The organism is Candidatus Poriferisocius sp., from assembly GCF_965208355.1.
Lineage (GTDB): Bacteria > Actinomycetota > Acidimicrobiia > Acidimicrobiales > Bin134 > Poriferisocius.
In genome coordinates, this window is sequence record NZ_CBDBOM010000003.1 from 3159122 (window position 1) to 3173599 (window position 14478).

The window sequence follows — 14478 nt, forward strand, 5'->3', positions numbered from 1 at the left end:
AGCCCATAGATTAAGCGAGTGGACCTAGGTGGGAAGTGGGTGGCGGCCTTGGGGGGTGGGGCGGTATCGGGGTTTCCGGATTTGGGGTTTGACGACTCCGACTGGGTGCCGATTGAGGTGCCAGGCCATTGGGGTCGGGTTTCGGAGCTGGCCGATGCCACCTCGGTGCGATATCGCCATCGGTTCAGCCAGCAGCCTCCGGCGGGGGGCGAGCGGCGGTGGCTGGTATTCGAGGGGCTGCTGTATCAGGCCGACGTCTGGCTGAACGGGAGCTATCTGGGCGACGTGGAGGGCTACTTCATGGCCCACCAGTTCGACGTGACCGAGGCCATGGCCGGTCGCCGAGAGCACCTTCTCGCCCTAGAGCTGTCGTGCCCGGCGCGGTCGTCGGACGTCTCCACCGGCCACATGCTGGGATCGCTGGGGCAGGCCCCGGAGTTGCTGCCGCCGGGTAACCCCGGTGGGCTGTGGGCACCGGTCAGGATGGACAGCACCGGCGAAGTCCGCATCTTGGAACTGCGGGTGGGCACCGAGAGCGCCACTGACCGTCGGGCAGTGGTAGCCCTACAAGCCGATTTGGATGTCTCTCGAGCGGGCCTTGTGCGAATGCACACCGCCATCGGCAACGTGGACAGCGTCGAGGTGGAGCACAGCGGCGACCATTTGTTGGCCGCCGGTCTCAACCATGTGGAGTGGCGGGTGGAGGTGCCCGAGCCCCGCCGGTGGTGGCCCCACCAGCTCGGGGACCAGTCCTTCTACGACGTCACCGTGGAGGTGGGCACCACCCAGGGCGGCTTGAGCGACCGGCGTCGGGTCCGCACCGGGCTGCGAGCGGTGCAGATGGACAACTGGCAGTTCTCGGTCAACGGCGTGCCGATGTTCTTGAAGGGCACCAGCTTCGGGCCGTCCACCCCGTGGTGGGCCGAAGCCGACGAGGCCGGATTGCGACGCGACGTGGAACTGGCCAAGGAAGCGGAGCTGAACCTGATCCGGGCCTACGGCCATGTGGCTCCGCCCGCGCTGTACAACGCCGCCGACGAGGCCGGCATGTTGATATGGCAGGATCTTCCGTTGGTGGGACCGTTTCCCCGGGGCAACCGGGATGGGGCCACCGATTGCGCCCGAGCTGCCGTGGGAACGGTGGGCGCGCATCCCAGCGTGATCATGTGGTGCGGCCACGTGGACCCATTGGGCGACAGCGCAGATCCGTCGAGCCAGCAAGGCGTCGTCCGAAGACTGGCCACCCATCAACGGCCGAGCTGGAACCTGTCGGTGCTGGACAGAAGCATCAAGCGGGAGCTGGAGCGGCGCGATCCGACCCGCCCGGCGGTGGCCTACTCGGGGGTGCTCCCCCATCTGCCCCGTTTGGACGGCACCGATACCCACCTGTGGCTGGGCTGGAAGCGGGGCCAAGAGCGGGATTTGGAGCAATTCGCGGCCCGATGGCCCCGAGCGGTTCGATTCGTGTCGCAGTTCGGCGCCCAGTCGCCGCCCCGGGAGATGCCGTTGCTCAGCTCGCAGGCATGGCCCGACTTGGACTGGGCCGGGCTGGCCCGCAGCCACGGCTTGAACGCCGCGGCCATGAACCACCACGTCCCGCCCCGCGACCACACCACCCTGGAGGGATGGCAGGAAGCGGCTTGGGCCTATCAGGCCATGCTGGTGCGACGGCACATCGAAACCCTGCGGCGGCTCAAGTACCGGCCGGCCGGCGGGTTCTGCCAGCACTTCTTTGCCGATTCCCACCCCGCTGTGTCCACCGCGCTGGTGGACTGGCAGCGATGGCCCAAACCGGCCTATGAGGCGCTGGCCAAGGCCTGCCAGCCGGTGATCGTGGTGGCCGACCGGCCACCCGCCGAGCTGACCCCCGGCGAAGAGCTATCCATCGGCGTCCACGTGGTGAGCGACTGCCGCGAGCCGATAGCCGGGCTGCATGCCGAGGCCACCCTGGAATGGCCCGGTGGCAGCCAAACCTGGAGCTGGAAGGGAACCGTGGGCCGCGACGAGTGCGTGTTGGTGGGAACCCTGCACTGGAGGGTCCCCGACGCCTCCGGCCCCGCCGCCCTTCACCTGCGCCTCACCGGCCCCGTCGAAGCCTCCAACCGCTACGACGCGGTGATCTTCGGTTGACGGAGTGGACTTGCCAGGCGAAGCCCCGGTACAGCTAGTCGCAGGGAGCGGGGCGCCGGTACCGTCGGCATGAGCGCGAGTGCTTCCGGGCTGCGGGTAGCCCGGAGCGGAGGCAGAAGATGGCCCAAGCCATAACCAGAGTGAGCACGCCGCCTCCGGTGCGGTCGGAGCCCAGGGTAAGGCTCCCATGGCCGCTCAACATCTACCAGACCGCGGTGGGCAAGAAATGGGTGATGGGCCTCACCGGGATTGCGCTTTTGGGATTCATCGTGGTCCACATGATCGGCAACCTCCACCTTTATGAGGGGCCGCTCGAGATCCACGAATACGCCGAGACGCTGCGGGACCTGGGCACCAAGCTCCTGCCCCGCACCTGGCTGCTGTGGATCATGCGCATCGGGCTGATCATCGCCTTCGCCCTTCACATCCACTCGGCCTATTCCCTCAGCCGAATGAGCATCGCCGCCGACCAGCGCTATCCCGGGGGGCGCAACTACATCGCGGCCAACTTCGCCTCCCGCACCATGCGGTGGACCGGCCCCATCATCGGGCTGTATCTCTTCTACCACCTGGCCGATCTCACCTGGGGCTGGTTCAACCCCGACTTCGTGCGGGGCGACCCCTACCACAACGTGTCGGAGAGCCTGAGCAGCATCCCGGTGGCGATCCTGTACATCGTGGCCAACACCGCTCTGGCCGTCCACATCTTCCACGGCACCTGGAGCATGTTCCAGAGCCTGGGAGTGAACAGCCCCCGCTACAACCATCTGCGCCGTTATCTGGCCGCCGGGTTAGCCGGGATCATCCTGGTGGGCAACCTGAGCTTCCCCATCTTCGTGCAGGCCGGGGTGATCGACGACAACGGCCGCTCGATCGTGGAAGAGCTCCAACACGGCGCCGCTGAGGGGGAGGACCACTGATGCTCGGCTCGCTCGACGCCCGCATTCCAGCCGGATCGCTGGACAGCAAGTGGACCGACCACAAGTTCTCCATGCGGCTGGTGAACCCCAACAACAAGCGCCGCTTCGACATCATCGTGGTGGGCTCGGGCCTGGCCGGGGCATCGGCCGCCGCCTCCCTTGGCGAGCTGGGTTACCGGGTCAAGGTGCTCACCTATCACGACTCTCCCCGCCGGGCCCACAGCATCGCCGCCCAGGGCGGCATCAATGCGGCCAAGAACTACCAGAACGACGGCGACAGCGTGTACCGGCTGTTCTACGACACCATCAAAGGGGGCGACTACCGGGCCCGGGAGGCCAACGTGTACCGCCTGGCCGAGGTGTCGGTGGACATCATCGACCAGGCCACCGCCCAGGGTGTGCCATTCGCCCGTGAATACGGCGGGCTGCTCGACAACCGCTCCTTCGGCGGAGCCCAGGTGTCCCGCACCTTCTATGCCCGGGGCCAGACCGGCCAGCAGCTGCTGCTGGGGGCCTACTCGGCGCTTATGCGCCAGGTGGCGGCCGGCACGGTGGAGCTGCACACCCGCTCGGAGATGCTGGAACTGGTGATGCACGACGGGCGGGCGGTGGGCGTGGTGACCCGCGACCTGATTACCGGCGAGATCGTCTCGCATTCGGCGCATGCCGTGGTGCTGGCCACCGGCGGCTACGGCAACGTGTACTTCCTGTCGACCAACGCCAAGATGTGCAACGTGACCGCGGCGTGGCGGGCCCACCGCAAGGGGGCGCTGTTCGCCAACCCGTGCTACACCCAAATCCACCCCACCTGCATCCCGGCCAGCGACGACTTTCAGTCGAAGCTGACCCTCATGTCGGAGTCGCTGCGCAACGACGGGCGCATCTGGGTGCCGGTGGCCCACGAAGACGGGCGGGAGCCCGACCAGATCCCCGACTCCGACCGGGACTACTTCTTGGAACGCAAGTACCCGGCCTTCGGCAACCTGGTGCCCCGCGACGTGGCCTCTCGCAACGCCAAGACCGTGGTGGACGAGGGCCGGGGCGTGGGCCCGCTGCGAAACGGCGTCTACCTGGACTTCTCCGGCGCAATGGCCCGCGACGGCGAGTCGGTGATTCGGGCCAAGTACGGGAACCTGTTCGACATGTACGAGCGCATCACCGGCGAGGATCCCTACCGGGTGCCCATGCGCATCTACCCGGCCACTCACTACACCATGGGCGGGTTGTGGGTGGACTACGAGCTGATGAGCAACGTGCCTGGTCTGTTCGTGCTGGGCGAGGCCAACTTCAGCGACCACGGGGCCAACCGGCTGGGCGCCTCGGCCCTCATGCAGGGGCTGGCCGACGGGTACTTCATCCTGCCCTACACCATCGGCAACTACCTGTCGGACTTCTTGGGCGATCCGGCCCTGGGAACCTCCGAGCCGGCATTCGCCAACGCCGAGCAGGCGGTGGCCGATGAGGTGAACCGCTGGCTGTCGATCGGGGGCACCCGCTCGGTGGACCACTACCACCGGGAGCTGGGCAAGCTGGTGTGGGACTACATCGGCATGGCCCGTAATAGGACCGGCTTGGAGAAGGCCCTGTCGGAGATACCCGCGCTGCGGGAGGAGTACCACCGCGACGTGCGGGTGCTGGGCTCGGCCGACACGCTCAATCAGTCATTGGAGAAGGCCGGCCGGGTGGCCGACCTGTTCGAGCTGGCCGAACTCATGGCCCGCGACGCCCTGACCCGGGAGGAGTCCTGCGGGGGCCACTTCCGGGAGGAGCACCAGACCGAAGAGGGCGAGGCCATGCGCGACGACGACAACTTCACCCACGTGGGCGCTTGGGAGTGGAACGGCGAGGGAACCCCCCAAACCCGCCACCGGGAAGAACTGGAGTTTGAGAACGTCGAGCTGACCCAGAGGAGCTACAAGTGAGCTCGGAGATCAACCTCACGCTCAAGGTGTGGCGACAGCCCGGACCATTGGCCGAGGGCCGATTCGTGACCTATGAGGCCAGCGGCATCAGCACCGACGCCTCGTTTCTGGAGATGCTCGACATCGTCAACGAGCGGCTCATCGAAATGGGCGACGAGCCCATCGTGTTCGAGTCCGACTGCCGGGAGGGCATCTGCGGCACCTGCGGGCTGATGATCAACGGCCAAGCCCACGGCCCCCAGAAGGGCACGGCCACCTGCCAGCTCCACATGCGCAGCTTCAACGACGGCGACCACATCGTGATCGAGCCGTGGCGGGCCACGTCGTTCCCCGTGCTTCGGGACTTGGCGGTGGACCGCCGGGCCATGGACGCCATCATCGCCGCCGGCGGCTACATCTCGGTGAACACCGGGGCGGCTCCCGACGCCAACCTCACCCCGGTGCCCAAGGAGACGGCCGACACCGCCTTCGACGCGGCGGCTTGCATCGGCTGCGGGGCCTGCGTGGCCGCCTGTCCCAACAGCGCGGCCCAACTGTTCACCGCGGCCAAGGTGCAGCATCTGAACCTACTCCCCCAGGGTCAGGCCCAGCGGTGGGCCCGCACCGAGGCCATGGTGGAAACCATGGAAGAGTTTTTCGGCTCGTGCACCAACCACGGCGAGTGCGAAGAAGCCTGCCCCAAGGAGATCCCCATCGATTTCATCGCCTGGACCAATCGGGACTACATCAAGGCCAAGGTCAAGAACCGCAAACTGGCTGGCTAGCGTTAGCGTCAGAGTATGACCACCATTACCGCCGACCTCGAGGTCGAGAGCGGCCAAGACTTCGCTGTCGAACTCCGTTCGGGTTCCCACCTGTGGGCAGCCGACGAGCCCGAAGACCTGGGAGGGGGAGACACCGGCCCGAATCCCTATGAGATCCTCCTTTCGTCGGTGGCGGCCTGCACCTGCATCACCCTGTCGATGTATTGCCAGCGCAAAGGGTGGAAGCTCCATTCGATATCGGCCCGCTTCGAGCACGACCGGGTTCATGCCCGGGATTGCGACGACTGCGAGGCCGACGCCGCGGGCTACGTCGACCGGGTGCGCAGCCAGATCTTCATCGAGGGCGACTTCGACGACGACCAGCGGACCCGTCTGGAGGACATCGCCCGCCGCTGCCCCGTGCGCCGGACCCTCGAAGGGGGCATGTCCTTCACCACCGAAGCGGTGTTCGCGGGCTGACGCCCATCTTGGTCCATGTCGGTTGCCAGCAAGGCCAATGAAACCGTCCGCCATGTGGCGCGGGGTGTGCTGATGGGGGCGGCCGATGTGGTGCCCGGGGTGTCGGGGGGCACGGTTGCCCTACTGCTGGGGATCTACACCCGGCTGATCGACACGGTGCGGGCTGGAGCTGGCGTGCTGGGATCACTGCTGCGAGGCAAGTGGAGCGAGACGGGGGACCGGCTCCGGAGCTTCGACTGGTGGTTTGCCGCGCCGCTGGTGGCGGGCATTGTGGTCGCCGTTGCCGCTCTGGCATCGGTGATCGACGAGCTGTTGGTCGACGAGCCAGAGGCCATGGCCGGGCTGTTCTTCGGTTTGGTGGCGGCATCGGTGGTGATGGCCTGGAATCTGGTGGACAAGCCCAGTGCGGGGTTGGCGGTGACGGCGCTGGCCGTGGGCGGGCTGTTCTTCTGGCTGCTGGGACTCCAATCGGCGCCGGTGGCCGACCAGACGGAGATCGCTCTGTTCGGTTCGGGCATCGTGGCGGTGTGCGCCATGCTGCTGCCCGGCATCTCCGGGTCGTTCATCTTGTTGATGATGGGGGTTTACCCGGCGGCGATCGCCGCGGTGGACGACTGGGTTTGGGGTGATCTTGCCGCACTTGCCGCGGGAGCAGCGCTGGGGCTGGCCCTCTTCTCCAACGTGATAGGCAGCGTGCTCAACCGCTGGCCCGACCCCACTCTGGCGGTGATGGTGGGGCTGCTGTTGGGCTCGCTCCGGGTGCTGTGGCCTTGGCCCGCCGGAGTGGGCGTGATCAGCCGCCACGCCGAGGAGGCTATCGACGGCACCGGCCTGGGCTGGGCCCCCGCCGCCGACTTGTGGCTCCCCGCCCTTCTGGCCGTCGCCGCCGCCTCCCTGGTCCTCGTGCTTGCCGCTATGGCTGCGGGGCAGGGTGGTTCTGCTCGGTCCAAGCGGGACCCGTAGGAGTAGCGACCAGGGAGCGCTCTAGGCGGGTGCGCTGGGCGGTGTCAGGGTGGTCGACGGGGAGGGGGGCTGAGGCGACGACGGTGCCGTCGGTGGGGCCGTTTGACCACTCCCGATCCCACCACGCGGGCAGGCCCTCCCAGTGGAAGCGACGACCCCGGCCGTCCAGCTCGATTACCTCGTCGCCCACCAGCACTTGGCCATGGACCACGTCCAGCGAACCCGGTTCAGCTTCCCACTCCAATTCCAGGCCGTAGGGCACCCGATCGCCCCAGCCCGGCCCGAACACTTCTTCGGGATCGTCCAACGCCACCGCGAACGCCTCCAGGTCCACGGTGAAGTGCTCATCGGGGATCTGCTCGATGAACTCGGTCCACAGTCCAGGGGCTCGCAGCTCCAAAGTGGATGGCCGGGGCAGTGGGGCGTCGGTCTCCACCAGATACACCGGCCGGCGGTCGGGTCCGACCAGCGCCGACCAGAACCAACTCCGCCCCAGGTTGGGCCATAGCGTGAGCTGCGCGTAACCCCCCAGCGATCCGTCGGGCGCGGCAAAATCGCCGTACCACGATTCGGCCCACAGTGGGTGCGTCGGTGCAGTCGTCATGAAGGATCCTCAGTACCGTAGAGGCTTGGTGCTGGAGTATTTGAGCGACGAGTGGATCCAAGAAGCTGACGCCGCGTTGCGGGCATCGGGGCTGCGCGCTCCAGACGGTGAGCGATTCGCAGTCGAGCAGCGGGTAGGCCAGGTGGTGTTCCACTTGGTGTTCGACAGCGACGGCGCCAGCGTCCGCACCGGAGCTGCCGCCGATCCGGCGGTGGTGTTCTGCCAGAGCCGGGACACGGCGGTGGCGATTGCCCAAGGAGAGCAGTCAGCTGAGGAAGCGGTCTTGAACGGGGAAATCACCTTTGAGGGTGACCCCATGGCCCTGTTGTCCCACCGTCGACTACTGACCAGGGCCGAAGACGTGTTCGCCGACGTGCGATCCCGCACTGTCTGGGACAAGTAGTTTTCAGATCACGCTGGCCCAGGCTCAGGCAGGTCAGCCATGTCGGCCAGCGCCAGAGCTGCTGATTGGACCAGAGGAAAGGCCAGGCAAGCGCCGGTTCCCTCTCCCAGCCGCAGTTGGAGGTCCAGCAGAGGATCCAGGGCCAGGTAATCGAGGACGATGGATGCGGCCGGCTCGCTGGAGCGATGGCCGGAGATGGCGTGGGCTGCGGTACCGGGGGCCAGAGCATCGGCGGCGCACAGGGCGGCCCCGGCAATTACGCCGTCCACGATGAAGGGAATCCGGTGCTCGGCGGCGGTGATGTAAAACCCGGCGAGGGCCGCTATCTCCAACCCTCCCACCGTGGCCAGCACATCTAGCGGTCCGGCGCAGGCCTCAGCTCTCTCCAAGGCAATGGCCACCAACCGGCGCTTGTGGTCGATGCCCCCGGCAGGAACGCCAGCACCGGCGCCGGTGACTTCTACTGCCGACCGGCCGGTGAAAGCCCCGATAAGCGCGGCCGCCGCGGTGGTGTTTCCGATGCCCAAGTCGCCGCCGATGAGGCAATCGGCACCCGCTTCAATCTGCTCGGACGCGATCCGAGTGCCGATGTCTACGGCGGCTTCGGCCTGACTAGGGGTCATAGCCGCCCCAGTGGCGATGCTGGCGGTGCCGTCGGCCACTCGCTCGGTCCGCACACCCGGAAGGGGATCGAGCGGGGTCTTCACACCGACATCGACGACCACCACCGGAGCGCCTAACGCCTCGGCGAACACCGAGATGGCGGCGCTGCCGCTGCTCACCGTGGCCACCATGGCCGCGGTGATCTCCGACGGCCACGCACTGGCCCCGTCAGCCACAACGCCGTGGTCGCCGGCGAACACAACCACCACTGGCTTGCGGGGCACAGGCGGAGGGCAGACGCCGGCAATCCCAGCCAGGTGGACGGCCAAATCCTGCACGCGCCCCAGCGCGCCCGGGGGCATGGCCCTAGTCGCCCATCGGGCCCGAGCCTCTTCCATGGCCTGAACGTCCAATGGAGGCGCCGAAGGAAACAAGTGCGGGCCCATCTCAGCCACTACTTCGATCCAAGAGCCGATCAATGAGCCCGATCAACACCAACAATCCAACCGCGGCGATCTCCACTCGGTCGGCCAGACGGACGGCGGACTCAATGTCGTCGGGCTCTGGTTGGGAACCGCGGCCCAGAAACGGGCGCTCTTCGGCCACACCCTCGTAACTGAGGGGTCCGCCGAGCTCTCGATCCAGAGCGGCAGCCATCGCGGCCTCGGCGACGCCGGCGTTGGGCGACGGGTGGGCAGGGGCGTCTTGGCGCACTGCATCGATGACCTGGCGAGCCCGTTCCTGATTTAGCACAGCAACCAGAACCGCAAAGATTCGGGCCGGGATGTAGTTGGCGGCATCGTCGAGGCGAGCGGCGGCCCAACCGAAGTTTGAGTACCGCTCATTGCGCCGGCCGACCATGGCATCCATGGTGTTGATGGCCCGATAGGCCGCGGCACCGGGGGCGCCGGCCACCGCACCCCAGAACGCTGGGGCGATCACCGCGTCCACGCTGTTCTCCGCCACTGACTCAATGACCGCGGCGGCGATGCCGGAATCGTCGAGCCCCGCGGGATCGCGCCCCACCAGGGTGGGCAGCTCAGCTCGGGCCGCAACAAGATCACCGCTGGCCACTGCTTCTCCAATTCGCACCGCCACCTGGCGCAGCTCGCGGCCCGCGGCGGCAACCGCTACCGCCGTTGCGGTGGATTTCATCAGCCGGCCTCCGGCTGCGCCGATGGCCACGCCCACCGCGGCATAGGCCACTCCGGCCAGACGCCGGTCAGCCCAGAGCGCTTGCTCGACACGCCCCATGGCCTTCCCGAATTCGGCCACCGGGTGGACGTCGGCGGGCGGCTCGCCCACCACTCGGTCGATTAACAGGCCAGCGGCCGCGCCCAGACATGTCTGACCCAACCGGCTCATGGGTCGGCCACCAAGGCCAGCAACGCCGCGGTCTCAGCCATCAAGATCACTGCGCCGAGCACGTCGCCGGTGAAACCGCCCAGCCGCCGCCAGGCCAGCGCCACAACACCAGCCGAGACTGCCACCGCCGCCCCGGCCGCCACCGCTCCCGACGCCCCTTCGATCAACACCAGCCCCGCCACCGCAGGCACCAGCCACAACACCAGCCAGCGCCTTGCCCCGGCCAGGAACGGGGCAGCCAATCCACCGGGCCGAGCGTAGGGGACGATGGCCGGGACCACCGCAACCAAGGTACGGCTGAGGGCCCAGATTGGCACCAAAGACAGCGACTCGACGCCCTCAACCCCCAATGCCGCCCACCGAGCCCCCAGCACGACTACCACTGCGGCTATCGCGAACGCGCCCACATCGGGGCGGCTCATCACCGTCAGCCGCCGATCCTTATCCATAGGGGGCAGGAGCCCATCAGCGCTGTCAGCCAAGCCGTCGAGGTGCAGCGCCCCGGTGAGCACCAGGTCGGCGGCCACCACCAAGATCCCGACCACCAACAATGGCCACAGCTCACCCGCCCCCCAGTGGATGGCCGCCAGTACCCCACCCAGTCCGGCGCCGATCACCGGGAACCACCACAAGGATCGGGCTTGGGGCTTCTGACCTCGACCGGCCACAGTCAGAAATGCCACTGCGCCCATCACCGCAGGCCGCTTCATTGCCCTCAAATCGCCCCGTCGGAACCGGGCAACTCGAGCGTCCGGCCGGCCACCACCAACAAGACTCGATCAGCCACGGCGGCGACCTGCTGGTTCAGCGTCCCCAGCACATCGGCGAAGCGGCGGCCCACCTCGGTGGGAGCGTGGACCGAGAGCCCAACCTCTTCGGAAACGACGACCGCAGGATCAGCCCGCTGGGCCAGCGCGTCCAGCAACCCGTCGGCCTCCACCGTCAGATCGACATGGTGGGCCACCCAGGTGCCCAAAGAGTCGACCAGCACCACGCCCTCGACTTCAAATAAAAATCGGGGCAAGTCATCGGGTTCCTCGCATTCCACGGTGCTCCAATGTGCAGGACGACGAGCTTGGTGAGCAGCCACTCGGGCGGCGTGGTCCGCATCATTCACATCCACAGCAGCAGTGGCCACGTACGTGACGGCCAGCCCCAAGGATTCGGCAATCGACTCCGCCACCCCCGACTTGCCCGAGCGTGTTCCGCCCAACACCAACACGATCATGACGAGCCCCCCGCGCCCTTCCAAACGGCCTCATGAACTGCCCGGGCGATGTTGGCACCTACCGTCGACCGGGGTCCGGCAAACCGCTCGACCTCAGCATTGGCGGGCCAAACAACAGCGATTGCATCGCTGGCCGTTCCCGTTCCGGGGATGCCCCTCTCCGCCAGGGCCTGGACCTTGGCCTCGGTCGCGGTGGCCACGGCGTTGACCGCTGCGCCGGGCTCAAGACCCACCGCTAGCTGGACCACCGAGTTGATCGTGCCCGGCGCCCATTCCTGGCCGACCGCAGCGAGACCGGCGGCCCAGGTGGGATGGGAGACCCCGACGGTGGCGTCCACCACTACCCCACCTTGCTCGGCCCGAGTCGCCTGGTCAACGGCGGCGGCGGTGAACAAGGCTGCTCCGGGGCCGACGAGTTTGAGTTCCTCCGCCACTTCTGCGGCGTGATCGTCCAGGTCGGTCCGGGAGTAGTCCGAGGCAACGCCGATGTTTACTAACCAGCTGATCTCTCTTATTCCCCCGCCCACCGCCGCCGACGACACGGCCATCATCGGCGTCTCCCAGCACCACTCCAACACCCCCCGATGGCCGGATGCAGCAGGATGCAGTCGGGGATTGACCAGTTCGGTCAATAGTCGAGGCCCTTCTTGGCCAAGATCTGGCTGTCGAAGGCGTGCTTAACCTTGACCATCTCGGTCACGGTGTCGGCCACTTCGATCACTTCATCGGCCATGTCCCGGCCAGTCAGAATCACGCTCACCCGCTCCGGTCGAGACTCGAGAGCCGATGCCACCTCTGCGGCGTCGATCCAATCCCAGGTCATGGCGTAGCTGACCTCGTCCAATACCACCAGGCGATATTCGCCTCCGGCAATGAGCTGGGCCGAGAACTCCCAGGCCGCCACGGCCATGGCCCGGGACTCGTCGAGATCGTTGGAGTCCCATGTGAACCCGTCACCGGCCGAGAACCAATGCACCCCGAGTTCTCGGCACACCTTCTCCTCGCCGGTGTTCCAATCGCCGCTCTTGAGAAACTGGACGACAGCCACCGGCCAGCTCTGCGACACCGCTCGCAAAATGGTGCCGAATGCCGCAGTGGACTTGCCCTTTCCGTCGCCGGTATTGACCAGCACCAGCGAGGAAGCCGTCTTCATGGCGGACAGGTCGTAGGGGCGCTCCTCTTGGGGGGCTGCGTCAGTGCTCATGAGATCTCCTTCTTGGGGTTGGTCCGACGGCGAGGTGCGGGCAAGACCACCAGATCGCCGTCGATGGATTGAACAGTAAGCGGCGTGGCGTACACCGTGGACAGCAGGTCGGATTGCAGCACCTCCGGAGGGGTGCCATGGGACACGATTCTGCCGTGGTCAATGAGGATCAATCGGTCGGCGAATCGGCCCGCCGCGCTCAAGTCGTGCATGGCCGCCAATACGCTGAGACCCTCGGTGCGGCGCAGATCGTCCACCAACTCCAGCACCGATACCTGATGGCCCACGTCGAGGGCACTGGTGGGCTCGTCCAGCAACAGCACCGGGCATTGCTGGGCCAGCGCCCGAGCCACCACCACCTGCTGAGCCTCCCCGCCCGAGAGGGTGGACACAAAGCGTTCGGCAAAGGCCGAGAGCTCCAGCCTGTGCAGAACCGAAGACACGATCTCCCGGTCGGCCTGCGATTCGCGGGCCAGCCAGCCGAGGTGCGCGGTCCGCCCCAACAGCACATACTCGGCCACGGTCATGCCCTTGGGCAGTACCGGGAATTGCGGCACCAGAGCGACGTCGACAGCCCCCGGGACCCGCCCGTCGCCCAACGCCACCGTGCCAAGGAAATCGGCCAAGCCGACGATGGACCGCAGCAAGGTGGACTTGCCGGCTCCGTTCGGACCGATGATGCCGAGCCACTCACCCGGGGCCAATTCGAGATCGACACCACAGACCACCTCGTTGTCGCGGAAGGAAACCCGGACATCTCGACACGACAAGGCAGGTGTCGCTGGGAAGGACTCCAACAGCCCGGCGGAGCTCATGTGGTGCTCCACCGGTCGCGCCACAGCACAATTGCGAAGATCGGCGCTCCGACAATCGCGGTGATGACGCCCACTGACAGCTCCTCTGGAGCAAAGAGGGTGCGGGCAGGGATGTCGACAAAGGCGAGAAATGCTGCCCCCAACACGGCGGACAGTGGCACAATCACCCGATAGCTGTGGCTGACCAGAAGTCGCACTATGTGGGGGACGACCAAGCCGACAAAGGCGATCAACCCGCTTACCGAAACGGCTGCCGCAGTCACGAGCGAGGCCGCCACAATCACTAGAAGCCGGGATCGGACTGGATCGAGGCCCAACGAACGAGCTTCGTCGTCGCCCACCCTCAACACGTCGAGATGCCTTCGGTGGACGAAGAGCACCGTCCCGCACACTGCGACATAGGGCAGCAGAATCCAAACCTCCTTCCAACCGGTGGTGTTGAGCTGGCCAAATAGCCACGAGAGCACCTCTCGGGCTCGCGTTTCATCCAGTTGCTGGATGGCATAGGTCTGCGCCGCAGCAAACAGTGCGGCCATGGCCACCCCGCCGAGCAGCAGGGTGGCCGGTGATGCCCCGCCGCCTCGGGCGATGGCCATCGACGCCACCACTGCTACTAGCGCCCCGACGAAGGCAGCCGCCGGCACTGTGTCAAACGGTCCCCAGCCCAGGTCGAGTCCGAACCCCAAGGCCAACACCGCGCCGAAGCCGGCCCCGGCGGAGACGCCCAATAGGTAGGGGTCGGCCAGCGGATTTCGGAACACCCCCTGATAGGCCGCCCCGGCCACGCTGAGCGACCCCCCTACCAGCATGCCCAGCACCGCTCGAGGAAGCCGTATCTCGAACAGGATGTTCTCTTGGTAGTCCGACAACGACGATTCCACTCCTAGCAGGGGGATCCAGTCGAGCAAGGCAGTGACCACTCCACGAACCGGCAGCCCGGCAGCGCCACTGATGGCGCTGAGCAGCCCCACCGCCACCAGCACCACCACGCCGAGAACGGACGCGGTTGCCGACATCCCGAAGGCCCGCCGTACTGCGGTGTAGGCAGCCTCATCCTCAGATAGAGCGGCTGTGGGGAGGGATGCTTCGGCCATGATT

Annotated in this window: 16 protein-coding genes; 7 read left to right on the forward strand and 9 right to left on the reverse strand. The window is 66.9% G+C overall.

Features of this window, described 5'->3' with window-relative positions; genetic code table 11:
• Positions 1-18 precede the first annotated feature (18 nt).
• The 6 genes from ACOGXH_RS15975 (at position 19) to ACOGXH_RS16000 (ending at position 7158) form a co-directional block, all read left to right on the forward strand.
• The gene (locus tag ACOGXH_RS15975; protein WP_419930079.1) at positions 19-2130 is read left to right on the forward strand and encodes a glycoside hydrolase family 2 protein; all 2112 of its coding nucleotides are present in this window, start codon (positions 19-21) and stop codon (positions 2128-2130) included.
• Between the two features lie 119 nt (positions 2131-2249).
• A complete protein-coding gene (locus ACOGXH_RS15980) occupies positions 2250-3050 on the forward strand; it encodes a succinate dehydrogenase cytochrome b subunit (RefSeq protein WP_419930080.1) in 801 nt (266 codons plus the stop codon).
• A complete protein-coding gene (locus tag ACOGXH_RS15985) occupies positions 3050-4972 on the forward strand; it encodes a fumarate reductase/succinate dehydrogenase flavoprotein subunit (protein ID WP_419930081.1) in 1923 nt (640 codons plus the stop codon). Before ACOGXH_RS15980 ends, ACOGXH_RS15985 begins: the two co-directional genes overlap by 1 nt.
• An 8-nt stretch (positions 4973-4980) precedes the next feature.
• Positions 4981-5736: a succinate dehydrogenase/fumarate reductase iron-sulfur subunit gene (locus tag ACOGXH_RS15990; protein WP_419930392.1), complete on the forward strand. Its 756-nt coding sequence runs from the start codon at positions 4981-4983 to the stop codon at positions 5734-5736.
• A 15-nt stretch (positions 5737-5751) separates the two neighbouring features.
• Complete coding sequence (locus tag ACOGXH_RS15995) at positions 5752-6195, forward strand: OsmC family protein (protein ID WP_419930082.1); 444 nt, start codon at positions 5752-5754, stop codon at positions 6193-6195.
• A 15-nt stretch (positions 6196-6210) separates the two neighbouring features.
• Entirely contained in the window at positions 6211-7158 is a 948-nt protein-coding gene (locus ACOGXH_RS16000) for a DUF368 domain-containing protein (protein ID WP_419930083.1), read from the forward strand.
• On the opposite strand, the gene ACOGXH_RS16005 is transcribed toward ACOGXH_RS16000, so the two are convergent.
• A complete protein-coding gene (locus ACOGXH_RS16005; RefSeq protein WP_419930084.1) occupies positions 7109-7762 on the reverse strand; it encodes a hypothetical protein in 654 nt (217 codons plus the stop codon). The two genes, ACOGXH_RS16000 and ACOGXH_RS16005, sit on opposite strands and share 50 nt — an antisense overlap.
• 28 nt (positions 7763-7790) lie before the next feature.
• Here ACOGXH_RS16005 and ACOGXH_RS16010 point away from each other — a divergent pair, with 28 nt between their 5' ends.
• A complete protein-coding gene (locus ACOGXH_RS16010) occupies positions 7791-8165 on the forward strand; it encodes an SCP2 sterol-binding domain-containing protein (RefSeq protein WP_419930085.1) in 375 nt (124 codons plus the stop codon).
• A gap of 8 nt (positions 8166-8173) precedes the next feature.
• Here ACOGXH_RS16010 and cobT read toward each other — a convergent pair whose 3' ends face one another.
• Genes cobT through ACOGXH_RS16050 form a run of 8 tightly spaced genes read right to left on the reverse strand, consistent with a single transcriptional unit; the run spans position 8174 to position 14474 of the window.
• The gene (gene cobT, locus ACOGXH_RS16015; RefSeq protein WP_419930393.1) at positions 8174-9214 is read right to left on the reverse strand and encodes a nicotinate-nucleotide--dimethylbenzimidazole phosphoribosyltransferase; all 1041 of its coding nucleotides are present in this window, start codon (positions 9212-9214) and stop codon (positions 8174-8176) included.
• 1 nt (position 9215) lies between these two features.
• Positions 9216-10133 (reverse strand): adenosylcobinamide-phosphate synthase CbiB, encoded by a 918-nt coding sequence (gene cbiB, locus ACOGXH_RS16020; protein ID WP_419930086.1) that lies wholly within the window; start codon positions 10131-10133, stop codon positions 9216-9218.
• Positions 10130-10843: an adenosylcobinamide-GDP ribazoletransferase gene (locus ACOGXH_RS16025; protein ID WP_419930087.1), complete on the reverse strand. Its 714-nt coding sequence runs from the start codon at positions 10841-10843 to the stop codon at positions 10130-10132. Before ACOGXH_RS16025 ends, cbiB begins: the two co-directional genes overlap by 4 nt.
• A gap of 5 nt (positions 10844-10848) precedes the next feature.
• Positions 10849-11361 (reverse strand): bifunctional adenosylcobinamide kinase/adenosylcobinamide-phosphate guanylyltransferase, encoded by a 513-nt coding sequence (locus tag ACOGXH_RS16030; RefSeq protein ID WP_419930088.1) that lies wholly within the window; start codon positions 11359-11361, stop codon positions 10849-10851.
• Positions 11358-11993: an adenosylcobinamide amidohydrolase gene (locus ACOGXH_RS16035; protein WP_419930089.1), complete on the reverse strand. Its 636-nt coding sequence runs from the start codon at positions 11991-11993 to the stop codon at positions 11358-11360. Before ACOGXH_RS16035 ends, ACOGXH_RS16030 begins: the two co-directional genes overlap by 4 nt.
• On the reverse strand, positions 11990-12565 hold the full coding sequence (gene cobO / locus ACOGXH_RS16040; RefSeq protein ID WP_419930090.1) for a cob(I)yrinic acid a,c-diamide adenosyltransferase: 576 nt from the start codon (positions 12563-12565) through the stop codon (positions 11990-11992). Before cobO ends, ACOGXH_RS16035 begins: the two co-directional genes overlap by 4 nt.
• Positions 12562-13380, reverse strand: a complete 819-nt coding sequence (locus ACOGXH_RS16045; RefSeq protein ID WP_419930091.1) for an ABC transporter ATP-binding protein — start codon at positions 13378-13380, stop codon at positions 12562-12564. Before ACOGXH_RS16045 ends, cobO begins: the two co-directional genes overlap by 4 nt.
• Entirely contained in the window at positions 13377-14474 is a 1098-nt protein-coding gene (locus tag ACOGXH_RS16050) for a FecCD family ABC transporter permease (protein WP_419930092.1), read from the reverse strand. The genes ACOGXH_RS16045 and ACOGXH_RS16050 overlap by 4 nt, the downstream gene beginning before the upstream one ends.
• Between the last annotated feature and the right edge of the window lie 4 nt (positions 14475-14478).